Below are 23,663 nucleotides of genomic sequence, written 5' to 3' on the forward strand. Positions count from 1 at the left end.
GCGGGTGCTGACACACCAGTGATAGCTACGGCCTCTTTCCCCGCGCGCACCCAATCTTAAGCCGAGCACTTGTTTGCTGCGCGACAGCGCAGCGTCGAAGACGCGGCGGGGACTCCCTCGCCACAAAAGCTTCGGCGTGCAGTCACTTCAGGTGCTGCTTGAGCTCTTGCGACACCTGCAGCATCGCCGAACGTACCGCGGGCACCTGGCTGACCACGTTGAGCAAGCCATAATCGTGGATCATGCCGTTGTAGCGTACGGCCGTGACGGGTACACCGGCCGCGTCCAGCTTGCGGGCATAGGCTTCACCCTCATCGCGCAAGACGTCGGCCTCGGCAGTTTGTACCAGCGCCGGCGGCAGACCCTTGAGTTGTGTGGTGCTGGCGCGTAACGGCGAGGCATAGATCTCGCTGCGTTGCCCGGCATCGGTGGTGTAGCTGTCCCAGAACCACTTCATCATGTTTTTACTGAGGAAGTGCCCTTCGGCGAACTGGTTGTAGGACGCCGTCTCGAAGCTGGCATCGGTCACCGGCCACAGCAAGGCCTGGAAACGGATCGCCGGCGTGCCTTTGTCCTTCGCCATCAAGGCCACCACCGCCGCCATGTTGCCACCGACGCTGTTACCCACCACGGCCAGGCGTTTGCCGTCGACGTTGATCTGCTTGCCGTGTTCGGCCACCCATTTCGTGGCGGCGTAGGCCTGGTTGATCGCCACCGGGTAACGCGCCTCGGGTGAGGGCGTGTAGTTGACGAACACCGCAACAGCGCCCGAGCCCGCCACCAGATCCCGAACCAGGCGTTCGTGAGTCGGGAAGTCGCCCAATACCCAGCCGCCGCCGTGGAAGAACATGAACACGGGCAGCTCGCCCTTGACCCCGGCTGGGCGAACGATGGTCAGGCTGATCGGCTGGCCATCGACCTGGATGGTTTTCGCGCTGATGTCGGCCTTGGGCAAGGTCAGTTTCACCCCCGCCTGGGCACCCACCAATACGGCGCGGGCGTCCTTGGGCGACAGTTGCTCCAGGGGCTTGCCGGTGCCGGCATTCAGCGCGTCGAGAAACGCCTGGGTGTTGTGTTCGACGATGCCGTCGGCGAAAGCACTGCTGACGCTGAGGGCGAGAAGGGTGCCGGTCAAGGCTTGGCGGAGCGTGTTCATATGCATCTCCTTAGGTTCGAGTCCAGGCGTGGGTCAGACGGTGACGTGCAGGCGCACATCAACGTTGCCGCGGGTGGCGTTTGAGTACGGGCAGACTTGGTGAGCCGCCTCGACCAGGCTTTGCGCGTCGGTCTGGTCCAGCCCTGGCAGACTGATGTGCAGGTCGATGTCGAGGCCGAAACCGCCGGGGATCTGGCCGATGCCGACATGGGCGGTAATCGAGGCGTCGTCCGGGATCTTGAGTTTGCTCTGGCTGGCAACGAATTTCAGTGCGCCGATGAAGCAGGCCGAGTAGCCGGCGGCGAACAGTTGCTCAGGGTTGGTCGCCGCACCGCCTGCACCGCCGAGTTCCTTGGGCGTGGCGAGTTTGACGTCGAGGATGTTGTCACTGGAGATCGCACGACCATCACGGCCGCCAGTGGAGGTTGCGATTGCGGTGTAGAGAGTTTGCATGATGAGAGCCTCGTTTCTGGGTTGGCGTTGCTGCGCTAAATGTTTGCGCGCTAAGTAAGTGCGAAGAGAATGTATAGCGCTAATATTTTGCGCGCAAGATAAATTTTTGAGGCGAGTCGAATTTGCGCCACTGAAAGGGCGTGTAACCCTTTAACTAGAGCTGTTTTAGAGGATTTGGTTTTTTTGACGCTAGGCTGAACGCTACCTTCAGGCTCGCCATCAGTCGCCCTGTGGGAGCGGGCTTGCTCGCGAAAGCGGCGGGTCAGTTAAAGATGATTCAGGATGTGCCACCGCCTTCGCGAGCAAGCCCACATTGGATCTGCGGCGTTCACTGCATCCCAGGCTGACTCTGGGCTTGTGGGGGCGGTGGTGCGCCTGGAATTGGAATTAGAGGCTGTCTTGCAAATGCCCGCGCAGCGCTTGCAGGTCAAGCTGCAGCTTCTTCAACTGCTCCAGACTCAAGCCGCTGGCGGCGAGGATGCATTGGGGGATATCGAGGGCTTGTTCGCGCAGGGCGCGGCCCTGTTCGGTGAGTTCGACAATCACCACGCGTTCGTCTTCACGGCTGCGGGTGCGACTCAGCAGGCCTTCGGCCTCCAGGCGCTTGAGCAGTGGCGTCAGCGAGCCGGGGTCTGTCAGCAGGCGCGTGCTGATTTCACCGACGGTCAATCCGTCCTTTTCCCACAACACCATCATCGCCAGGTATTGCGGATACGTCAGGCCCAGGGCCTGTAGCAGGGGCTTGTAGACTTTTGTCATCAGTAGCGAGGTGGAGTGCAGGGCGAAACAGACCTGGTTGTCGAGCAGCAGGGCTTCGCAGGCTTCGGGGGTGTCGCGGAGGGTGTTCATGGCAAAACCTTCAATCAATGATCGTTACGAATCTAGCGGGCGAATCTTTAATGCGCCAGATAATTCTGATGCCCTGAACAGCGGTGACGTTTCCCCTCCGGCACCGACTGCGTAGGATAAGCATCCTGATGAAAGGGGAATCGTCTTGTTCGAATTTGTGCAGTTTTTGGTGTTTGGTGCCGTGCTGGGCACCTTTGGGGGATTGTTCGGGATCGGTGGCGGCCTGATTGCCATTCCGGTGCTGGGCGTCTGGTTCGGCCTCGACCAGCAACTGGCCCAAGGTACGGCACTGGTCATGGTGGTGCCCAACGTGATGCTCGCATTGTGGCGCTATCACCAGCGCAATCGCATCGAATTGCGTCATGTCCTGCCATTGGCTTCCATGGGGTTCTGCTTTGCCTGGCTGGGTTCGATCTGGGCCGTGGGGATCGACGCGAACAGCATGCGGATCGGCTTCGTCGCGTTCCTGATCGCGCTGACACTCTACAACCTGGCCCGCATGTTCGCCGCCAACGCACCGACTTCGGCGCAGATGCGGTATGGCTGGCCCTGGCTCGGCGTGCTCGGGGCGGCATCCGGCATCATGGGCGGTTTGTTCGGTGTTGGTGGGGCTGTGGTCGCGACGCCGATCCTGACCAGCATTTTTGGCATCAGCCAGGTGGTCGCCCAGGGGTTATCCCTGGCGCTGGCCTTGCCCAGTACCGGCGTGACCCTTGCCACTTATGCGTTTCACCATGAGGTGGACTGGAGCATCGGCCTGCCGCTGGCCGTCGGTGGCCTGCTGAGCATCAGTTGGGGGGTGAAAGTCGCCCACGCCTTGCCGGAGCGATTGTTGCGCGGGCTGTTCTGCGGTTTCCTGGTGCTGTGCGCGGTGCTGCTCGCCTTTAAAGTTTGAAGCCTTCGACGATGTGCTCGGCCAGGCACTCGGTGATCGGCGATGGGTTATGCAGGTTACGGATCAGCATGATGCTGGCCTCGGGCAGTTCCGGCAGGTCTTCAGCTTCGCCCAGTACGCGCATGTCCGGGGCCAGCAGGCTTTCCAGTTGCGCCGTGATTGCCAGGCCGGCGCCGACCACCGCCATGAGCGCTGACAGGCTCGAGCTGTTGTACGCCACGCGATAGTCGCGGCCCATGGCATCCAGCGCATTGCAGGCCCATTGCCGGCAGAAACAGTCACTGTTGAACATCGCCAGCGGCAATGGTGTTTGTTCATGGACGTTGAAGCAGGCGGCTTCGGCCCAGACAAAGCGCTCCTTGCGCAGCAACTGGCCGATTTCGTCCCCAGGTTTACGGGTGACGATGGACAGGTCCAGGTCCTGGCGCAGCAGCAACTGTTTGGACGACTCGCAGTGCACTTCAATTTCGATCAGCGGATAGAACTGTGCGAAGCGTTGCAGGACGCCTGGCAGGAAGCGCATCACGTAATCGTCCGGCGTGCCGATGCGCACCGTGCCGACCATGTGCGGTTCACGCAGGGTATTGAACACCTCGCTGTGCAGCTTGAGGATCCGCCGAGCGTAGCCCAGCAGCACCTGGCCTTCGGCCGTGAGCTTGACCTGGCGTCCATCACGCTCGAACAGCCGCCGTTGCAATACGTCTTCTTCCAGCCGCTTCATCTGCATGCTGACGGCAGACTGGGTGCGATTGACCAATTCCCCGGCCCGGGTGAAACCACCTTGGTCGGCGATGGCGACAAAGGTTCGCAGCACTTCCGTATCGATGCTCGGGTAACTCGACAATTGATCAATCTCCGAGATGTATTGCATAAGAAACATTCGTTGGATTGATCTTATCGTTAGCGCGAGACTTGATCCATCCCCACGGAGGACATCACGATGAAAGGTCAAAAAGGTTATCTACTGATAGACAAACTCTCTCACGGCTTTTCAGTCAGCGCCCTGCTGCACAAGTTTAGCCGCTGGTACGAATTGCACCACGAGCGCGAGCTATTGGCCGGAATGAGCGACGAGGCGCTCAAGGATATTGGCGTGAGTCGTGCCGACGTGGAGCAGGAAGTGGTTCGGCCGTTCTGGGACGACCCCATGCACAAATGAGCCATCCTTTCCTACACAAACCCCTTATTGCTGAGGTAAGTTGCGAGCAGAGAAGGAGATCTCCATGCCCGCGACGCTGTCCTTTACCCTCAAACAGGCCCGGCGTCTGGCGTTGGCCGCCCAAGGATTCGATGGGCGGTCACCGCCAGCTTCGGTGCAACCCTTGCGCCTCAACCGCCTGATCGAACGCCTCGGCGTCCTGCAGATCGACTCAGTCAATGCGTTGGTGCGCTCGCATTACCTCCCGCTGTTCTCTCGCCTCGGTCACTACAATCGCGATTTGCTCGATCAAGCAGCCTGGAGCCAGGGCAGGCGTCGCACGCTGTTCGAATACTGGGGCCATGAAGCGTCGCTGCTGCCGATGTCGATGTATCCGCTGATGCGCTGGCGCATGAATCGGGCGTCGGGTGGCGAAGGGATTTATCAGCAGTTGGCGCGTTTCGGCCAAGAACGCCAGGATGTCATCCGCCGCGTCCTGGCGTCGGTCCAGGAGCAGGGCGCCCTAGGTGCTGGCAGTTTGTCTACGCGCCAGGAAAAGGCCGGGCCGTGGTGGGACTGGAGCGCGGAGAAGCATGCGCTGGAGTGGCTGTTCGCTGCGGGCGAAGTCACGGTGGCGGGGCGGCGCGGGTTCGAGCGGCTCTACGACTTGCCCGAACGGGTGCTGCCGGCCTCGATCCTGCAGCAACCGTTACTGGACGAGGCCCAGGCCCAACGCGCCTTGTTGCTACACGCAGCCGACGCCTTGGGCATTGCGACCGAGAAAGACCTGCGCGACTACTTTCGCCTCGCTCCGGCCGATAGCCGCGGGCGGTTGGCTGAGTTGGAGGAGGCCGGGGAACTGCTGCGCTGCCAGGTGCAGGGCTGGAAGCAGCCGGCCTGGTGCCGACCCGCGGCGAAAATTCCTCGCAAGGTCGCCGCCAGTGCTTTGCTGTCGCCGTTCGACTCGCTGGTCTGGGAACGCGGTCGCACCGAGCGGTTGTTCGACTTTCGCTACCGGTTGGAGATCTACACGCCCGTGGACAAGCGGGTGTATGGCTATTACGTGTTGCCGTTCCTGCACCACGAACGCATTGCGGCGCGGGTGGACCTGCGGGCAGAACGGGCCTTGGGGCAGTTGGCCGTGCATGCCGTGCACGAGGATGCGTCGGGGCTGGACGAGGAGGGGATGCAGGCCTTGGCGCTGAACCTGAGGCGCATGGCCCGGTGGCTGGGGCTGGAGCGGGTGCAGCTCAATTGTCAGCGGGTGAGTGGGGGGCGGCTGGCCCAGGCATTAGCTCAGTCAAGTGGTGACTGAACTGGCCATTTCGCGAGCAAGCCCGCTCCCACAGGGATCTGCGGTGACTACAGCTGTCCGCGGCAGATCTAATGTGGGAGCGAGCCTGTTCGCGAAGCAATTGAACAGGCGAAGAAGAGCCTAGCGCCGAACCTGCTTCAACGTCTCGGCAATCAAAAACGCCAGCTCCAGCGACTGATCGGCATTCATCCGCGGGTCGCAGTGGGTGTGGTAGCGGTCCGACAGTCCATCCTCGGTAATCGGGCGTGCGCCGCCGATGCATTCGGTGACGTTTTGCCCGGTCATCTCGATGTGAATCCCACCGGCATAGGTGCCTTCGGCTTCGTGGGCCTGGAAGAACTGCTTCACTTCACCGAGGATCTGCGCAAAGTCCCGGGTCTTGTAGCCGCTGCTGGCCTTGATGGTGTTGCCGTGCATCGGGTCGCAGCTCCACAGCACTTGCTTGCCTTCACGCTGCACCGCGCGCAACAGCGGCGGCAAGTGTTCGCCGACCTTGTTGGCGCCCATCCGGGCGATCAGGTTCAGCCGGCCGGGGTCGTTCTGCGGGTTGAGCACGTCGATCAGGCGAATCAGGTCGTCGGGGTCCATGCTCGGGCCGACCTTGACCCCGATCGGGTTGTTCACCCCGCGCAGGAATTCGACATGGGCGCCGTCCAACTGACGGGTGCGGTCGCCGATCCACAGCATGTGGGCGGAACAGTCGTAATAGTCGTTGGTCAGGCTGTCACGGCGCACGAAGGCTTCTTCGTAGTTGAGCAGCAACGCTTCGTGGGCCGTGAAAAAACTGGTTTCGCGTAGTTGCGGCGAGCTGTCCATGCCGCAGGCGCGCATGAATGCCAGGGTTTCGTCGATGCGGTCGGCCAGGTGGCTGTACTTTTCCGCCAGGGCCGAATTGGCGATGAAATCCAGGTTCCACTTGTGCACCTGATGCAGGTCGGCGAACCCGCCCTGGGCGAAGGCGCGCAGCAGGTTCAAGGTGGAGGTGGACTGGTGGTAGGACTGCAGCAACCGCTCCGGATCCGGTACACGGCTTTTTTCGTCGAAACCGATGCCGTTGACGATGTCGCCCCGGTAGGCCGGCAAGGTCACGCCGTCAATGGTCTCATCATTGGCTGAGCGCGGCTTGGCGAACTGCCCGGCCATGCGTCCGACCTTGACCACCGGGCAGCCGGCGGCAAAGGTCATGACGATCGCCATCTGCAAGAGCACCTTGAAGGTGTCGCGGATCTTGGCCGCCGAGAATTCGGCAAAGCTTTCGGCGCAGTCGCCGCCTTGCAGCAGGAACGCCCGGCCTTGGGTCACCTCGGCGAACTGACGGCGCAACTCCCGGGCTTCACCGGCAAACACCAGTGGCGGATAACTGGCCAGGGTCTGCTCCACCTGCAACAGGTGCGCGGCGTCGGGGTAGCGGGGTTGTTGCTGGATCGGCAGGGCGCGCCAGCTGTCAGGGCTCCAGGGTTGGCTCATCATGATCTCTAGGTGATTTACGCTCGGACGGCCATGTTATCAGCAAATTAGTGCGTGACCTGCTCCGGTTGCTTCGCGGACAATCGCGTCTTTGTTCCGTATACGCAGGCTCAAGCCGGCACGGCCACCATCAGGAGATGAAATGACAGAGGAGCGCGTCGAGCATTTGCTCGCCGAGGTGCATGACGAGTTCGGCATGATTCGCGTATTCGAGGTGGCCGATTACCGGTTTCTCGAGTTTGGCGATGCCATTGAGCAGAGTTGCGTGTTCACAGCCGATCCGAGCTGGCTTGAATATGACTATACCCGCGCCATGCTCATCGGTGCGTTGTGTCACGAGCAGCCGGAAAGTGCGCTGTTTCTGGGGCTGGGCGCCGGGACGTTGACCCAGGCCTGCCTCAAGTTCCTGCCGTTGGAAGATGTCGAGGCCATCGAATTGCGCCCCGACGTGCCGCGCCTGGCCATCGAATATCTGGGGCTGGATGACGATCCGCGACTGTACATCCGCGTCGGCGATGCACTGGAGCTGCTTGAAAGCGCCGAGCCGGCGGACTTGATTTTCGTTGACCTCTATACCGATGTCGGTCCCGGTGTCGGGCACCTGGCCTGGGGTTTCCTGGAAAACTGCCAGAAACGCCTCAATCCGGGCGGCTGGCTGGTGATCAACCAGTGGGCCACCGATGACGGCAAGCCATTGGGGGCGGCGCTGTTGCGCGGTTTGTACAACCGTCATTATTGGGAGCTGCCGGTGAAGGAGGGTAATGTGATCCTGATTGTGCCGGCGGACCTGGACCAGGAGCTGGACATGCAAGGACTGGTCGCCAGGGCCGAAGGGCTGGCGCCACGACTGGGCTATTCGTTGCAGTCGTTGATCAAGGCGATCCGCCCGGCGACTTGAGCCCCGTCCAAGGTGTGACAACCCGTCGTGGGAGCAAAGCTTGCTCGCGATGAACACAACTCAGTACCTGCGCAAATCGCGGTGCCTGCATCGCGAGCAAGCTTTGCTCCCACAGGTAAAGATGAACCGTTTTAGCACCCCATTCCCGTAACGCAGGGTCTCTGTAAAAAATACGGTTGTACCGTTAACCCCAGGCCCTGTGACAGCGAGCCCCATAACCGGATTTGGTAATAAAAAAAGCTCCCTTTTTGGGCGAATTCCGGTATAGTGCGCGCCGGCCTTTAGCCGGGCCGCGTCAAGGTAGCGCAATTCCCCGAAGTCAGCTTCGGTTGCATGTCCGCACAACGGATGCTTCCACGACGTTCTTTTTCATTCATTCGTTTTCGCAAATCCCCGCCGACAAAGCAGCCAGGGCGACTCTTGAGTCTCAACACGGCATGCGCAGCTTTGGAGCATGGGTCTTTGCGGATGCACTTAGAGGCAGACCCATGACCCAGGAAACCGGCGGCTTCGCCGCTTTTAATCTCAACCCGAACATTCTTGCTGCCGTCACTGCGACCGGCTACGAAGAACCTTCGGCGATTCAGCAGCAATCGATTCCGATCATCATGGCCGGCCACGACATGATTGGTCAGGCGCAAACCGGTACGGGTAAAACCGCTGCGTTCGCCCTGCCGATCCTGCATCGCATCGATCCTGCCAAGCGCGAACCGCAAGCCCTGATCCTGGCGCCAACTCGTGAGTTGGCGTTGCAAGTAGCTACCGCTTTCGAAACCTACTCCAAGCAAATGCCTGGCGTGACCGTTGTGGCCGTTTACGGCGGCGCCCCGATGGGCCCACAACTGAAAGCCATCCGTAATGGCGCGCAGATCGTTGTCGCCACTCCGGGTCGTCTGTGCGACCACCTGCGTCGTGACGAAAAAGTCCTGGCCACCGTGAACCACCTGGTTCTCGACGAAGCCGACGAAATGCTCAAGCTGGGCTTCATGGATGACCTGGAAGTCATCTTCAAGGCCCTGCCGGCGACTCGCCAGACTGTTTTGTTCTCGGCCACCCTGCCGCAATCGATTCGTGCCATTGCCGAGCGCCACCTGCGCGATCCGCAACACGTGAAGATCCAGACCAAGACCCAGACCGTCACCGCGATCGAACAGGCTCACCTGTTGGTTCACGCTGACCAGAAGACGTCTGCCGTTCTCAGCTTGCTGGAAGTGGAAGACTTCGACGCCCTGATCATGTTCGTGCGCACCAAGCAAGCGACCCTGGACCTGGCCAGCGCCCTGGAAGCCAAAGGCTACAAAGCCGCTGCGCTGAACGGTGACATTGCCCAGAACCAGCGTGAGCGTGTGATCGACTCCCTCAAGGATGGCCGCCTGGACATCGTTGTGGCGACCGACGTTGCTGCCCGTGGCCTGGACGTTCCGCGCATCACCCACGTATTCAACGTGGACATGCCGTACGATCCGGAATCCTACGTTCACCGTATCGGCCGTACCGGCCGTGCTGGTCGCGAAGGCCGTGCGCTGCTGCTGGTTACCCCTCGTGAGCGCCGCATGCTGCAAGTGATCGAGCGTGTGACTGGCCAGAAGGTTGCTGAGGTTCGCCTGCCGGACGCCCAGGCCGTTCTCGATGCCCGCATCAAGAAACTGACCAACAGCCTGTCGCCACTGGTGGCTGACGCCGAATCGACCCACGGTGATCTGCTCGATCGCCTGACCGCCGACATCGGTTGCAGCCCACGCGCCCTGGCCGCCGCCCTGCTGCGCAAAGCCACCAATGGCCAAGCGCTGAACCTGGCTGCAATCGAGAAGGAACGTCCCCTGGTGCCGAACAACGCACCACGTGGCGATCGTCCTGAGCGCACCGGTGACCGTCCGGACCGTGGTGATCGCGAGCGTCGTGCTCCGATCCCGCTGGCCGAAGGCCGTGCTCGCTGCCGTACCGCGCTGGGTGCCCGTGACGGCATCGCCGCCAAGAACCTGCTGGGTGCCATCCTCAACGAAGGCGGCCTGGCCCGCGAAGCGATCGGCCGCATCCAGGTGCGTGACAGCTTCAGCCTGGTAGAGCTGCCGGAAGATGGTCTGGAGAAGTTGCTGACCAAGTTGAAAGACACCCGTGTGGCAGGCAAGCAGCTTAAGCTGCGTCGCTATCGCGAAGATTGATCGGCTCTCGGGCTGATTGATCGAACATAAAAAATCCCCGACTGGTTCGGGGATTTTTTTCGCCTGTCGTTTGGTGTTCCTTCAGGTTGATTGGCGTTGTCCCGTTCGCGAGCAAGCCCGCTCCCACAGGTGATTGCAGTGAGCGGCGTATTTGCGTGCGCTGCAGTCCAGTGTTGGGGCGGGCTTGCTCGCGAATGGAGCGACTCGGTCAATCAGTCGAACCGATAGATGTCCATCCCCAGCGTCCCCATCGTGAACCCTGCATGGGCAACGCTGAACTTGCCCCCTGCACCCCGGGCAAAATACAGCGGCAGCAAGTGCTCATCGCTGGGGTGGCTGCGCACGGCGTTCGGTGCTTGGCGACGGTAATCATGCAGCGCCGTCTCGTCGTTGGCCGCCAGCTTCTCAACCATCCAATCGCGAAAGGCCTTGGCCCAGGGCTCAATGCTGTCGGGGCCGGCGTTCCCGTTCAGGTCGCGCAGGTTATGGGTGATGCTGCCGGAACCGATCAGCAAGATATCCTGCTGGCGCAGGTTTGCCAGGGCTTGGCCGACCTGTGTCTGCAACACCGGTCCCTGGCGGCTGGGCAGGGAAACCTGCACCACCGGGATGTCGGCCTCGGGGTACATCAAGGATAATGGCACCCAGACACCATGGTCGGACGGCCGTTGAAGGTCGAGGCGTGCCGGCAGGTGCGCGGCGTTGAGCATGTCTGCGACTTGCCTCGCCAGTTGAGGATCGCCAGGCGCGGGGTAGCGCACCTCATACAGGGCGGGTGGAAAACCGCCGAAGTCGTGCCAGGTGTGCGGCTGCGGATTGGCGCTGACCAACAGTTCATTGCTTTCCCAGTGGGCGGACACGATGACGATGGCCTTGGGCTTGGGCAATTGAGCGACCAGGCGAGCCAATGCCGGACCGCTGTCGCCGGGTTCCAGGGCGAGCATCGGAGAGCCATGGGAGATAAACAGGCTGGGCAGCATGAAGGGACTCCTGAGCGTTAAGATGGGGTCATCTTCCGTTAGGTCAGTGATCTAAATCTAATATAAGTTTCAACCCGTTTTTATCGAATTCTTTGGAGTGAATCATGGAGCCCGAGTTTTGGCACAAGCGCTGGTCATCCAACCAGATTGGTTTTCACTTGCTGGAGGTTAACCCCTACCTGCAACGTTTCTGGCCGCAACTGGGGTTAGAGCGGGGCAGTCGGGTGCTGGTGCCGTTGTGTGGCAAAAGCCTGGATCTACTGTGGCTTGCCCACCAGGGGTATTCGGTGTTGGGCGTGGAATTGTCGGAAAAAGCCGCCACTGATTTTTTCCTTGAACATCAGCTTGAGCCGACCATCAGTGAAGAGGGCGCATTCAAGGTGTTTCGGTCCGGTGATATCGAAATCCGTTGCGGTGATTTCTTTGCCCTGGGCCCGCAGGACGTGGCCGATTGCACGGCACTGTACGACCGCGCTGCATTAATCGCGTTGCCGGTGCCGATGCGGGAACGGTACGCGGCTCATCTGCAGAAGATCCTGCCCGATGGGGTCGGCTTGTTGATTACCTTGGATTACAACCAGGATGAAATGCCTGGCCCACCGTTCTCTGTCGGGGATGATGAGGTGCAGCGGCTGCTGGGGGATGTCTGGCGGCTGGAGGTCTTGCAGGAACAGGATGTACTGGGAGAGAGCTGGAAGTTTTTGCAGGCAGGTGTGAAGCGGCTGGATGAGCGTGTTTATTGGCTGTCCAGAGGTTGAAGCGGTGGTTGTGCTGATGCCATTGGGGGTGGCCTGGATTTTGTTGATCGAGTACATATCCGTTGCTGCGGTAACGGCGGCTTAGGGTTCCGCTCTTACAGCGGGTCACTTTTGGAAGAGCGCCAAAAGTAACCAAAAGCGCTTTGCCCCACCACTCGGTGCCTCGCTAGGGCTCGGCATGCCCTCACTCCGGCATTGCTCCGTGGGCCCTTCGCGGCGGCCCACGGAGCAATGCCGGAGTGAGGGCACGCCGAGCCTAGGCGAGGGCACGAAGTGGTGGGGCATGAAGCGTTTTGCTTACTTTTGCGCTTCTCAAAAGTGAGCCGCTGTAAGAGCGGAACCATAAGCAGCCGTTACCTAAATAACGGATATACACACCAAAACAACAAAACCAAAAAAAACGGCGCTTCCCATTTCTGAAAGAAGCGCCGTTTGTTCTAAGTGAACAACATTACTGCGGTTTTTTGAGCCCAGCTATCAACCCCGACGACGCAGTGCGTCAATACGCTCTTCCAGCGGCGGGTGACTCATGAACATGCGAGCCAGGCCCTGCTTGATGCCACCGTTGATGCCAAAGGCATTCAGGGTGTCGGGCATGTGCACCGGTAAGCCTTGCTCGGCGCGCAGGCGTTGCAGGGCACCGATCATGGCGCTGGTGCCGGCCAGGCGTGCACCGGCGTCGTCGGCGCGGAATTCACGCTTGCGCGAGAACCACATGACGATCGTGCTGGCGAGGATGCCCAGTACCAGTTCGGCGAAGATGGTCGCCACGTAATAGGCAACGCCCTGGCCTTCTTCGTTCTTGAAAATCACCTTGTCGACGAAATTGCCGATGATACGGGCGAAGAACATCACAAAGGTGTTCACCACGCCCTGGATCAGTGCCAGGGTCACCATGTCGCCGTTGGCGACGTGGCCGATCTCGTGGGCCAGCACGGCCTTTACTTCATCGGGCGAGAACCGCTCGAGCAAACCCTGGCTGACGGCGACCAGTGCGTCGTTCTTGTTCCAGCCGGTGGCGAAGGCGTTGGCCTCGTAGGCCGGGAAGATACCGACTTCCGGCATCTTGATACCGGCTTCGCGGGACAACTGCTCGACGGTTTGCAGCAGCCATTGTTCGTGGCGAGTGCGCGGTTGGCTGATGATCTGGGTGCTGGTGCTCATCTTCGCCATCCACTTGGAGATGAACAGCGAGAAAAGGGAACCGGCGAAACCGAACACCGCACAGAAAATCAGCAGCTGATTGAGGTTGAGATCAACCCCATTGGCCGCCATGAACCCGTTGAAGCCGAAGAGGCTCAGGGTGATGCTGGCAATCAGCACGACCGCCAGGTTAGTGGCCAAGAACAGCAGGATGCGCATCATGGTTGTGAAAATCTCCTCGTGCTAAAGATGTAGCGTTATGCGGGGTATATAAGGTGCCGCCGCAGGCTATTCAACTCGCCGACTATTTCAAACTGTGTCCTACAGCCGTCCTAAATGTTTGAAAGACTTTTCTGAAAGTGACTGAGGAAAAAATATGGTGCCTACCCCCCCGTGAACGTTGAGCCGGGAGCCCATTGGCTGTCCAGCCCCTAGTGTAGAAGGCCTTGCGTAGTCGGCAGAGCGGATATGTTGCTGAATCAAACAGCGTGCGAGGTGAGGACTCCCCGCACGCTGTCTGGCTTATTGACGGTAGGACTTGAGGAAGTTGCCGATCCGGCCAATGGCCTGATCGAGGTCATCGACCCGCGGCAGGGTGACGACGCGGAAGTGATCCGGCCACGGCCAGTTGAACGCCGTGCCCTGGACCACCAGCAGCTTCTCGGACAACAGCAGGTCGAGGACAAACTTTTCATCGTTGTGGATCGGGCAGACCTTCGGGTCGATCCGCGGGAAGGCATACAGCGCGCCCATCGGCTTGACGCAACTGACGCCAGGAATGTCGTTGAGCAGTTCCCAGGTTCGATTGCGCTGCTCCAGCAGACGGCCCTGGGGCAGGATCAGGTCGTTGATGCTCTGGTAGCCGCCCAGCGCCGTCTGGATCGCGTGCTGGCTTGGCACGTTGGCACACAGGCGCATGTTGGCCAGCATGTCGATGCCTTCGATGTAGCTCTGGGCGTGATGCTTGGGACCGGAAATGGCGACCCAGCCTGAGCGGAAACCCGCTACCCGATAGGATTTGGACAGGCCGTTGAAGGTCAGGCACAGCAGGTCCGGTGCCAGGGAGGCAGTGCAGATGTGCACGGCATCGTCGTAGAGGATCTTGTCGTAGATCTCGTCGGAGAACACCACCAGGTTGTGCTGGCGGGCCAGTTCCAGCATGCCCAGCAGCACTTCCCTGGAATACACGGCGCCGGTCGGGTTGTTCGGGTTGATGATCACCAGTGCCTTGGTGTTGGGCGTGATCTTGGCCTTGATGTCCGCCAGGTCGGGAAACCAATCGGCCTGTTCGTCGCACAGGTAATGCACCGGGTTGCCACCGGACAGGCTCACGGCAGCGGTCCACAGCGGATAGTCCGGCGCCGGCACCAGCACTTCGTCGCCATTGTTGAGCAGGGCCTGCATGGACATCACGATCAGCTCGGACACGCCATTACCCAGGTAGATGTCCTCGATGCCAACGCCTTCGACCTGCTTCTGCTGGTAGTACTGCATCACGGCCTTGCGGGCGCTGAACAGGCCCTTGGAGTCGCTGTAGCCCTGGGCGGTCGGCAGGTTGCGGATGACGTCCTGGAGGATTTCATCGGGCGCTTCGAAACCAAAGGGGGCCGGGTTACCGATGTTCAGCTTGAGGATGCGATGGCCTTCCTCTTCCAGGCGTTTGGCGTGCTTGAGCACCGGGCCGCGAATGTCGTAGCAGACGTTGGCGAGCTTGTTCGATTTGCTGACCTGCATGGCGATGTGTTCCCGAAAATGAACGATCCAGGCGGCGTATGAACGGCCGTACTGGGAATCCTGCGTCTGTGCCCAGGCCTGACGCGGCATAGGCGCCACAATCCGTTTGAATGCGCATGACGTGAATGCCAGACTGGCGTCTGACGAGGCGCAATCATACGTGCCACCCGATCTGCGGAAAAGCATCGGATCGGGCTTTTTCAATTGCCGAGGTAGGACGATGGAAAAGTTGGACAAAACTCTTGAAGAATGGCGCTCCATGCTCGACCCGGAGCAGTACAACGTCTGTCGGCTGAAGGGCACCGAACGGCCATTTTCCGGTAAGTACAACGCCACCAAGACCGACGGCGTGTACCACTGCATCTGCTGCAACGAGCCGTTGTTCGATTCGCAGACCAAATTCGATTCCGGTTGTGGCTGGCCGAGTTTCTACGCGCCGATCGAGGGCAGCGCGGTGGTGGAGGTACGGGACGTCAGCCACGGCATGATTCGCACCGAGGTGGTCTGCGCCAAATGCGACGCCCACCTGGGCCACGTCTTCCCCGACGGCCCGCCGCCCACGGGTTTGCGGTATTGCATCAACTCGGTGTGCCTGGATCTGGTCCCTCGAGAATAATTCGCTGGGAGCAAAGCTTGCTCGCGAAACAGGGCGCCCGGATCTGTGAAAGACCGCATCGTCTTCATCGCGGGCAAGCTTTGCTCCCACAGTCTGTTGTGTGGAGCTTTTCGATAATTAAATTGCATGCAATTTAATTGCTCGCTATCTTCAGACTCCTCTTCTTCCCATCTGGAGCCTTGTCATGAGCGACAACCTGCTGAGCATCCCATGCACCACCATCAAGGGTGAGCAAAAGACCCTCGCCGATTTCGCCGGCAAGGCAGTGCTGGTGGTCAACACGGCCAGCCAGTGCGGGTTTACCCCGCAGTACAAGGGGCTTGAGGCACTGTGGCAGACCTACAAGGACCAGGGCCTGGTGGTGTTGGGTTTTCCCTGCAATCAGTTCGGTAAGCAGGAGCCGGGCAACGAGGGGGCGATCACCGAGTTCTGTGAGCTGAACTTCGGTGTGAGTTTTCCGCTGTTCAAGAAAATAGAGGTCAACGGCGCCAACGCCCATCCCCTGTTTGTCCAGCTTAAACAGCGGGCTCCCGGCGTGCTGGGGTCCAAAGGCATCAAGTGGAATTTCACCAAGTTCCTGATCGGCAAGGACGGTCAGGTGGTCAAGCGTTTTGCCCCGACCACCAAGCCCCAGGACCTGACTGGCGAGATCGAAGCGCTGCTCAAATGAATGACCTGTCAGTCGATTCGCTGAAACTCGACAGCCAGTTGTGCTTCAAGCTGTACGCTGCTTCGCGTGCAGTGATCCGTGGCTACAAGCCAATGCTCGATCAACTCGGCCTGACCTATCCGCAATACCTGGCGATGCTGGTGCTGTGGGAATGGCAGGACATGGCCCCGCCACAGCCGACGGTCAAGGCCCTGGGTGAGCGTTTGCTGCTGGACTCCGGCACGCTGACGCCGCTGCTCAAGCGCCTGGAACAGCTGGACCTGGTCCAGCGCCAGCGTTCGGCCCGGGACGAGCGAGAGGTGCACTTGAGCCTGACGACGGCAGGGCGAGCCTTGCGTGAACAGGTCGGTCCGCTCAAGGCCCGCCTGTTGTGTGACAGCGGCGTTGATCTGGACCGCCTCGGAGCGTTGCGAGACGGTCTCGATCACCTGTTGGGCCAGATCAAAGCACTGACGTAGTCGGCACCCACTGGTCCAGCACTGCCGCCAGTTCTTCGCGTCGGAATGGCTTGGACAGGTAATCGTTCATGCCGGCCGCACGGCAGCGTTCGCGTTCCTCGGGCATTGCGTTGGCCGTCAGGGCGACAACCGGCAGGTCCGACCAACGCCCGCTTTGGCGGATCTGTCGGCTGGCCTCGTAGCCATCCATCACCGGCATGTTGCAGTCCATCAACACCAGGTCGAACACCTGCTGTTCCAGTTGATCCAGGGCTTCGGCGCCATGGGCCGCGACGGTGACTTCGCAGCCCAGCTTTACCAGCATCCCCTTGGCCACCAGTTGGTTGACCGGGTTGTCCTCCACCAACAGCACCCGTCCACGCTTGGACGGCGCCAGGGTTTCGATCTGTGTCTCATTGATGACGGTCGCCTCGCTTTGCATGGCGCGCCGCAGAATCTGGTACAGCGCATGGCGCGCCAGTGGCCGGGCCTGTTGTATCAGCGGGGCGAGGGCGGCGGCTTCTGCGCTGGGCATGAAGCTGCCATAGGCGGTCACCAGCAGGATCGGTGCGTCAAAGGTTGGCCGCAGGTTGAACAGGCATTCCGGGCAGTCGGTAATCAGTACGTCGGGCGTGAGCCCCAGCAACCCGTCATCGATGGTGCGTTGCACATAATCCAGACCCCACCCCGGCAACAGCATGCTCAGCAACTCGGCCAGCCCGCTGCTGTTGGCGGTGATGGCGACGACGTTGCCGCGCAACGGTTCGACCGGCGTGGCCGGGAGATGGCAGGGCAGGGGCAGGTCGGCACAGAACTGACTGCCAAAGCCGGCTTCGGAACTGATGGTCAACCGGCCCTGCATGGCTTCGCAGAGGTTGTAGGTCAGTGCCAGGCCCAGCCCGGTGCCACCAAACTGGCGGGTAATCCCGGCGCCGGCCTGGGTGAACGGCTGCAGGATTCTTGCCTGAGCTTCCTGGGGAATACCGATCCCTGTGTCGCAGACCTCGATGCGCACGCCACCTTCGTAATGACTCAACTTCAGGTCGACCCGGCCGAAGCGCGTGAATTTCAATGCGTTGGACAGCAGGTTGCTGACGATCTGGCGCACCCGCGTCGGGTCGCCGAGTACCTGCGCCGGGAACTGCGGATCGATCAGGCAGGCCAGCTCGACACTGGGGGCCGCGTTCTGGGAAAGCAGGTTGGCGGTGTCCTCGACCAGGGAGCCGAGGTCGAACGGGATGCGTTCGAGCTCCAGTTGACCGGCGTCGAATTTCGACAGATCGAGGATGTCGTTGAGCAGTTCGACCAATACCTTGCCCGAGTCATGGGCAATCGATAGCTGCTGCTGTTGTTCGGCCGTCAGGGGACCGTCCAGGGACAGGGCAATCATTCCCAGCAGGCCGTTGAGCGGTGTGCGGATCTCATGGCTCATGTTGGCGAGGAACACAGAGCGGGCTTCGGCCATGTCCAGGGCCGTGCGCCGGGCCACTTCCAGTTCCTCGTTGGACTGGCTGAGACGGGCATTGATGGCCTTGAGTTCGGCGGTGCGTGCCGAGACGATGTTCTCCAGTTGCGCCAGGTATTCGGTGAGGCGATTTTCGGCCGTGCGCCGCTGCTGGATTTCGGTGGAGATATTTTCGAATTGTTGGTTGGCGACGGAAACCAATACGCCGATTTCATCGGACTGGTGGCCGGAGGGACATTCCAGGTGGTTCTGTTCGCTGCTGCTCGGATCGCGGCTGCTCAGTTCGCGGATGACCCGCACCAAGGGCTTGGTCAGCATCACGTAGAACAGAGCCAGCAGCAGGCCGGTCAGGATCAGGCTGCGGGCGAAGCCGTTGAGCAAGGTGACCTCGGCACGGCGCAGGAAACGACTGCCGAACGCATAGGTGTCGACGTCCAGTCGCAGTGTGCCCAGGGACTCGGCGGGCAGGTGATCCAGGTAGAGCCGGTCCTCGAACTGACGCTGGGCGCCGAACAGGAAGTCGCTGATGAACCGGTTGCTGCTTTGCAGCTCGGGCCGCTTGACGCTGGCGAGCACGGTATTGTTGTTGTCGACCAGATCGGCCCCGATGATGGCCGGTGAGCGCAACAGGCCCATGGACAGCTCCTGGGCGAGTTCGGCGTCGATGTTGTAGGCGATGCGCGAGGCCGGGTTGTGGCTGATTTCCAGCAGCGAGAGGATTTCACGGTTGATCGACGCGTCTTCGCTGGCATAATCGATGCCGATCTGCATCAGGCTGAGCAAGGTGCCCAACACAAAGCCCACCAGGACGGTCAGGCGGGCCTGCTTGTAGGAAAGCCGTTGGGTGAATTTGATGTCCATGGGGTGATGAGCCACTTACGTTTCCCTTCGCCAGTCAAGCATAGCTGATCATCTCTGAAGTCCGCTGCAGCCGGTGTGTATTGTGTGAAGTAGACCCGCCACTGGATACGGCGTTTCGTTGCTGTAGCGCCATCATTACTGTGAACCTGTCCGAGGAGAAGACGTGGACTCGCGATTGAATGCTTTTCTTGAGCGTGCCGATGCCGTGCTGGCCCGGATCGAACCTTTGCTGCCGGCGCCCCGACCCGCCATCGATTGGACCCAGACCCTGGCCGCTCGTTGGCAGCGCGATGGGCGCAGCGGCTACCTGCTGCCGCTGCAGGTCAGCCTCGAGATGCGCCTGTCGGACCTGATCGGCGTGGACCGCCAAGTCGAGCAACTGGGCCGCAACACCCGTCAGTTCATCGATGGCATGCCCGCCAACCATGCCTTGCTCTGGGGCTCGCGTGGCACCGGAAAGTCGTCTCTGGTACGCGCCCTGCTGGCTGAACATGCCCAGCAGGGCCTGCGGTTGATCGAGATCGAACGCGATCACCTGGCCGATCTGCCCCGCGTGGTCGAACAGGTTGCGAAACTGCCCCAGCGCTTCGTGCTGTTCTGCGATGACTTGTCGTTCGAATCCGGTGAAGGCGATTACCGGGTGCTCAAGAGCGTGTTGGATGGATCCCTGGAGCAGGCGCCGGACAACGTGCTGCTGTATGCCACCTCCAACCGTCGTCACCTGGTGCCGGAAAAGGAAAGCGACAACGAGAACTGGAAACGAGTCGACGGCGAACTTCACCCCAGCGAAGCGGTGGAGGACAAGATCGCCTTGTCCGACCGCTTTGGCCTGTGGCTGTCGTTTTATCCGTTTACCCAGGAGCATTTCCTCAACGTGGTGGAGCACTGGATCGGCGAGCTGGCGGCCAAGGCCGGGCTGGCCTGGCAGCGCGACGAAGCGCTGGATGTACTGGCGGTGCGCTGGGCAACCGGTCGCGGCAACCGCAACGGACGTTGCGCTTATCAGTTTGCCCGTTATTGGGTAGGCCTGAAATTGTTGGAGCACAAGGCATGATCGATTTGAATGGCACCGGAGTCGGCCTTGACGGCTACGCGTTGTTATCGGCACAGCTGGAGTCCTTGCTGGCCGATGAGCATGACTTCATCGCCAATGCCGCGCAGTTCTCGGCTTTCCTGTCCAGTCAGCTGGATGATCTGAACTGGGCCGGTTTTTACCTCAATCGCAACGAAGAGCTGGTCCTGGGACCGTTCCAGGGCCAGATCGCCTGCGTGCGGATCCCCTTTGGCCGCGGCGTGTGCGGGACGGCGGCCGCGACCCGGCAGACCCAGCGCGTCGAAGACGTCCATGCCTTCGCCGGGCACATCGCCTGCGACAGCGCGTCGAACAGCGAGCTGGTGGTGCCGCTGGTCAAGGACGGGCGCCTGATCGGCGTGCTCGACCTGGACAGCCCGAAACTGGCGCGCTTTACCGAGCATGACCAAGCCGGCATCGAGCAGTTGGCCGCGATCTTCCTGCGCCTGACGGATTGCTGACTCGCTTTCTGTAGGCGCGGGCGAAGGCTCGGGCCGCGTTCGGACGATCTTTTGATCTTTCGCTTGGGATTCAATTTGATCTTTCGCTTGAGATTCAATCGGCAGTGGAAAGATCGCAGCCTCGCTTCGCTCGGCAGCTCCTACAGGAATGGCTTTCATGCCTTCAGCCCTGCCTTGAGCAGCAGGCTGTGGGGATCGACTTCATCGATCTGGTGCGGGTCGAGGAACTGGTTGGCGTAGCTCAGGTAGATCTTTTCATCGATGAACAGCCCGAACAATTCGGGATCGATATGGGCGTCACGGCACATGGTGGCCATGATGCCCAGGGCCTCGCTCAGTTTCTTCGCTTTTTTGTAGGGGCGGTCGGCTGCCGTCAGCGCTTCGAAAATGTCGGCAATGGCCATCATGCGCGCCGGCAGGCTCATCTCTTCGCGTTTGAGGCGCTTGGGATAACCACTGCCGTCCATCTTCTCGTGATGACCGCCAGCGATCTCCGCGACGTTGTCCAGGTGACTGGGGAAGGGCAACTGGCTGAGCATCAGGATCGTCTGCACCATATGATGGTTGATGACGTAGCGCTCCTCGCGGGTCAGCGTGCCCCGAGGGATGCTCAGGTTGTAGAGCTCGCCGCGGTTGTATTTCCAGGCCGGTACATCGAGCTGGAAGCCCCACGGGTTGTCCGCCGGGATCAGTTCGGCCGCGTGGCGCTCGAGCAGATGCTCGGGCTTGTCTGCCAGCAGCGATTCAGTGACCGGTAGTGTCGGCTTGAGTGTGCGGTCCTGGCGTCGGTTCTCTTCCCAGGAAACCCCCAGGCGATCATCGAGGGTCCGGGTCCACGGGCGTTGGGCAATCTGTTGCAGGCGTTGCAGATCGGCCTCGGCCATGGCTTCGGAACCCAGGTTGCAGCGGGCGACGAAGGTAAAGTCGTCATCCAGGGCCGTCAATGTCGCGTCGCGCTGCTGCGCCAGGGAGGACAGCTCGCCGCCGCTTGCCACGGCCTGCCAGTAATCGACCCAGGCGTCGCGCTTGAGCACCTCGAAGCGGGTGCGTATCTCGTGGATCCGGTCGTTCAGGGTCTCCAGCTTGGTGGCTTTGTCGACCACGTATTCGGGGGTGGTGACTTTGCCGCAATCGTGCAGCCAGGCGGCGATGTGCAGGGCTTCCCATTCATCCTCCGTTGGCCGATAGGCGTTGAATGCCGGCGCCTGGCTGGCAGCGGCGGCCTGAGCGAGCATCAAGGTCAGGACCGGCACCCGCTGGCAATGGCCGCCGGTGTAGGGACTCTTGGCATCGATCGCGCCGGCCAGCAATTGGATGAAGGCGTCCAGCAACTGCTTTTGTCTGGCTTGCAGACGCTGACCCTCGATGCTCAGGGCGGCGACACCGGACACGGCCTGCAGGAAGGCGATGCGATCGGGCTGCAGTTTTTCCAGGTCGGTTTCGGTGCCGCTGTCGGTGATCAGCAGTACCAGTACGCCGACGGTTTCCTGGTGTCGATTGCGCAGGCGAATACCGATCAAGTGGACCCGCGGCGAGTCCAGTGCCCGCAGGACGCTCTGCAGATCGGCCGCCTGTTCGAAGCCGAGGGAGGTCACGAGGTTGTCCGAGGTGGCCAGTTGCTGGAGCCATTGCGGGCTGTCGCCAGTCTGTAGCTCATGACTGCGCAGCTTGAAGGCGTTGAGGTCCCTGGGCGTTCCATCGATTACCAGCCCATACGGCTTGACCCGATTGTCGTCGTTCTCGCGCAGGTAGATCAGGCCGGCTTGGGCCTGGCCGATCTTCACGGTTTCAAATAACACCCGCTCCAGCAACGGGGCGAAGCGGGTTTCAGCACGCAGGCTGGCGGTGATTTCAAAGAAACTCGCCAAGGTCTCTTTCATGCGCGCCATCGATACGCTCAACTGGTCGACCTCCAGCACGGGGGAGCGACGGGACACCGGATAGTTGAAGTCAAAGCTGCGAATGGCATCGGCCTCCTGCACCAGTTCACGCAAAGGCTTGACCAGAATCCGGGACGTCAGCCAACCCAGGGGCAGGCACAGCAGCAGGGTGGCGAGGGTGATGAGCGCGCCTTGCCAGCGCATGCGATAGGCATTGTCCAGCAGCTCATCTTCAGGGACCAGCAACGCCAGTTCCAGGCCTTGGGGCCCGCCTTCCTGCATGTGGCTGCGAGAAACGATCCACTGGCGTCCGGCCGCTTCCAGGCGCGTGGTGTCGGTGTTGTCATCGAGCGCAGCGGCGATGGCCGGGCTGAGGTCGCGGGCTTTGATCAGGCGTGCCGACTGGGCGTCGGCGAGTAGCCGGCTGCTGTCGGGATAGCCCACTGCGTTGCCCTTGGGGTCGAGCAGGACGACTTCGGTGCCGGCGGTCACCTTATGTTTGGCCAGGGTCTGGGACAGGGCCGCCAGGGTCAGGTCGGCGCCGATGACAGCCTGCTCGCCACTGCGTCGGGCGAGGGTGGTGCCGACGTTATGGGTGGAGAAAAAAACGTAGGGCTCGGTGGTGATCTGCTCGGTGCTGCCGGCGGCGTTGCGAAACCAGCTGCGGCTGCGCGGATCGTAGCGCTCGTCGGCAACGTCCCGACGCCCGATGAGCGTCAGCGTCTCGTCGTAGAACAGCGATTGGGATTGAACCGGGTCTTGCTCGGTTGCCCGCTCAACGGTCCAGACCTGGTAGGCCGCGTCGGTCGGTGCTTGCAGGGCGGCTTTCAGGGCTGCGGTGCGCAACGGCCGGACCATCAGGAAGTTGCCGTGCTGATCGCCCAGGTACAACGACGCCAGGTTCGGGTTGTCCCGCAGTGCCTGGCTGAAGGGCACGAGCAGGGCCAGGCGTTGCGCCATCTGGGGCGTGCGCGTCGCTGGATAGTCGGCCAGCAGGCTCAACAGGTGGCGAATAGGTTCGTAGGTATCGTAAAGATCCAGGCGCACATCCTGTTCAATACGGTTGAACAGTTTTTCACTGCTGGACAGGATGATCTGCGTGGTTTGCCGATAATGGAAAATCCCCAATCCGACCCCGGTCAGCAACAAAAGCAGGGTAAACATCACGCTGATGTGGATGTGCAGGGGGAACCGGCGTTTTTCCGGACGCGGTGCGCTGGACATTGCAGTCACTCCAAGAGTCAGAGGGGCGT

Annotated in this window: 21 protein-coding genes; 11 read left to right on the forward strand and 10 right to left on the reverse strand. The window is 61.0% G+C overall.

Annotation, left to right across the window (positions count from 1 at the left end):
- Positions 1–142 precede the first annotated feature (142 nt).
- The 3 genes from AACY31_RS10445 to AACY31_RS10455 form a co-directional block, all read right to left on the reverse strand.
- Positions 143–1,156: an alpha/beta hydrolase gene (locus AACY31_RS10445; RefSeq protein ID WP_339476520.1), complete on the reverse strand. Its 1,014-nt coding sequence runs from the start codon at positions 1,154–1,156 to the stop codon at positions 143–145.
- 33 nt (positions 1,157–1,189) lie between these two features.
- Positions 1,190–1,609, reverse strand: coding sequence for an organic hydroperoxide resistance protein (locus AACY31_RS10450; protein WP_339476523.1), 420 nt, complete (start codon positions 1,607–1,609; stop codon positions 1,190–1,192).
- Positions 1,610–1,996: 387 nt separating this feature from the next.
- Positions 1,997–2,458 carry a MarR family winged helix-turn-helix transcriptional regulator gene (locus AACY31_RS10455; RefSeq protein ID WP_339476526.1) on the reverse strand — a complete coding sequence of 154 codons (462 nt, stop codon included), beginning with the start codon at positions 2,456–2,458 and terminating at the stop codon, positions 1,997–1,999.
- Positions 2,459–2,603: 145 nt separating this feature from the next.
- On the opposite strand from AACY31_RS10455, the gene AACY31_RS10460 reads away from it, so the two are divergent.
- Positions 2,604–3,353, forward strand: coding sequence for a sulfite exporter TauE/SafE family protein (locus AACY31_RS10460; RefSeq protein WP_339476529.1), 750 nt, complete (start codon positions 2,604–2,606; stop codon positions 3,351–3,353).
- Here the strand turns inward: AACY31_RS10460 and AACY31_RS10465 are convergent.
- Positions 3,343–4,197: a LysR substrate-binding domain-containing protein gene (locus AACY31_RS10465; RefSeq protein ID WP_339504481.1), complete on the reverse strand. Its 855-nt coding sequence runs from the start codon at positions 4,195–4,197 to the stop codon at positions 3,343–3,345. The two genes, AACY31_RS10460 and AACY31_RS10465, sit on opposite strands and share 11 nt — an antisense overlap.
- Before the next feature lie 96 nt (positions 4,198–4,293).
- Here AACY31_RS10465 and AACY31_RS10470 point away from each other — a divergent pair, with 96 nt between their 5' ends.
- Positions 4,294–4,512, forward strand: a complete 219-nt coding sequence (locus AACY31_RS10470; protein WP_003199394.1) for a DUF1127 domain-containing protein — start codon at positions 4,294–4,296, stop codon at positions 4,510–4,512.
- A 64-nt stretch (positions 4,513–4,576) separates the two neighbouring features.
- Positions 4,577–5,806 (forward strand): winged helix-turn-helix domain-containing protein, encoded by a 1,230-nt coding sequence (locus AACY31_RS10475; protein WP_339476533.1) that lies wholly within the window; start codon positions 4,577–4,579, stop codon positions 5,804–5,806.
- 120 nt (positions 5,807–5,926) lie between these two features.
- Here AACY31_RS10475 and AACY31_RS10480 read toward each other — a convergent pair whose 3' ends face one another.
- Positions 5,927–7,273, reverse strand: a complete 1,347-nt coding sequence (locus AACY31_RS10480) for a class II 3-deoxy-7-phosphoheptulonate synthase (protein ID WP_339491459.1) — start codon at positions 7,271–7,273, stop codon at positions 5,927–5,929.
- A gap of 142 nt (positions 7,274–7,415) precedes the next feature.
- Here AACY31_RS10480 and AACY31_RS10485 point away from each other — a divergent pair, with 142 nt between their 5' ends.
- Together AACY31_RS10485 and AACY31_RS10490 are read left to right on the forward strand one after the other, a co-directional pair.
- A complete protein-coding gene (locus AACY31_RS10485; protein WP_339476538.1) occupies positions 7,416–8,171 on the forward strand; it encodes a spermidine synthase in 756 nt (251 codons plus the stop codon).
- 488 nt (positions 8,172–8,659) lie between these two features.
- The gene (locus AACY31_RS10490; RefSeq protein ID WP_003199404.1) at positions 8,660–10,333 is read left to right on the forward strand and encodes a DEAD/DEAH box helicase; all 1,674 of its coding nucleotides are present in this window, start codon (positions 8,660–8,662) and stop codon (positions 10,331–10,333) included.
- A 212-nt stretch (positions 10,334–10,545) separates the two neighbouring features.
- Here AACY31_RS10490 and AACY31_RS10495 read toward each other — a convergent pair whose 3' ends face one another.
- Complete coding sequence (locus AACY31_RS10495; protein WP_339491460.1) at positions 10,546–11,313, reverse strand: DODA-type extradiol aromatic ring-opening family dioxygenase; 768 nt, start codon at positions 11,311–11,313, stop codon at positions 10,546–10,548.
- Positions 11,314–11,417: 104 nt separating this feature from the next.
- On the opposite strand from AACY31_RS10495, the gene AACY31_RS10500 reads away from it, so the two are divergent.
- Positions 11,418–12,071, forward strand: coding sequence for a thiopurine S-methyltransferase (locus AACY31_RS10500; protein ID WP_339476543.1), 654 nt, complete (start codon positions 11,418–11,420; stop codon positions 12,069–12,071).
- Positions 12,072–12,548: 477 nt separating this feature from the next.
- On the opposite strand, the gene htpX is transcribed toward AACY31_RS10500, so the two are convergent.
- Both htpX and AACY31_RS10510 read right to left on the reverse strand, forming a co-directional pair.
- Entirely contained in the window at positions 12,549–13,436 is an 888-nt protein-coding gene (gene htpX, locus AACY31_RS10505; protein WP_339504406.1) for a protease HtpX, read from the reverse strand.
- A gap of 300 nt (positions 13,437–13,736) precedes the next feature.
- Positions 13,737–14,948, reverse strand: a complete 1,212-nt coding sequence (locus AACY31_RS10510; RefSeq protein WP_339477050.1) for a pyridoxal phosphate-dependent aminotransferase — start codon at positions 14,946–14,948, stop codon at positions 13,737–13,739.
- A 220-nt stretch (positions 14,949–15,168) separates the two neighbouring features.
- On the opposite strand from AACY31_RS10510, the gene msrB reads away from it, so the two are divergent.
- The 3 genes from msrB (at position 15,169) to AACY31_RS10525 (ending at position 16,692) form a co-directional block, all read left to right on the forward strand.
- On the forward strand, positions 15,169–15,564 hold the full coding sequence (gene msrB / locus AACY31_RS10515; RefSeq protein ID WP_339476549.1) for a peptide-methionine (R)-S-oxide reductase MsrB: 396 nt from the start codon (positions 15,169–15,171) through the stop codon (positions 15,562–15,564).
- A 184-nt stretch (positions 15,565–15,748) separates the two neighbouring features.
- Positions 15,749–16,234: a glutathione peroxidase gene (locus AACY31_RS10520; protein WP_003199416.1), complete on the forward strand. Its 486-nt coding sequence runs from the start codon at positions 15,749–15,751 to the stop codon at positions 16,232–16,234.
- On the forward strand, positions 16,231–16,692 hold the full coding sequence (locus AACY31_RS10525; protein WP_339476552.1) for a MarR family winged helix-turn-helix transcriptional regulator: 462 nt from the start codon (positions 16,231–16,233) through the stop codon (positions 16,690–16,692). The genes AACY31_RS10520 and AACY31_RS10525 overlap by 4 nt, the downstream gene beginning before the upstream one ends.
- On the opposite strand, the gene AACY31_RS10530 is transcribed toward AACY31_RS10525, so the two are convergent.
- Positions 16,676–18,997: a hybrid sensor histidine kinase/response regulator gene (locus tag AACY31_RS10530; protein WP_339476553.1), complete on the reverse strand. Its 2,322-nt coding sequence runs from the start codon at positions 18,995–18,997 to the stop codon at positions 16,676–16,678. The genes AACY31_RS10525 and AACY31_RS10530 overlap by 17 nt on opposite strands.
- 163 nt (positions 18,998–19,160) lie before the next feature.
- Here AACY31_RS10530 and AACY31_RS10535 point away from each other — a divergent pair, with 163 nt between their 5' ends.
- Together AACY31_RS10535 and AACY31_RS10540 are read left to right on the forward strand one after the other, a co-directional pair.
- Entirely contained in the window at positions 19,161–20,051 is an 891-nt protein-coding gene (locus AACY31_RS10535; protein ID WP_339504407.1) for an ATP-binding protein, read from the forward strand.
- A complete protein-coding gene (locus tag AACY31_RS10540; protein WP_339476557.1) occupies positions 20,048–20,530 on the forward strand; it encodes a GAF domain-containing protein in 483 nt (160 codons plus the stop codon). Before AACY31_RS10535 ends, AACY31_RS10540 begins: the two co-directional genes overlap by 4 nt.
- 155 nt (positions 20,531–20,685) lie before the next feature.
- Here AACY31_RS10540 and AACY31_RS10545 read toward each other — a convergent pair whose 3' ends face one another.
- The gene (locus AACY31_RS10545) at positions 20,686–23,634 is read right to left on the reverse strand and encodes an HD domain-containing phosphohydrolase (RefSeq protein ID WP_339504409.1); all 2,949 of its coding nucleotides are present in this window, start codon (positions 23,632–23,634) and stop codon (positions 20,686–20,688) included.
- Positions 23,635–23,663: the final 29 nt, after the last annotated feature.

Source organism: Pseudomonas sp. RL_105y_Pfl2_101, assembly GCF_963970585.1.
Classification (GTDB): Bacteria; Pseudomonadota; Gammaproteobacteria; order Pseudomonadales; family Pseudomonadaceae; genus Aquipseudomonas.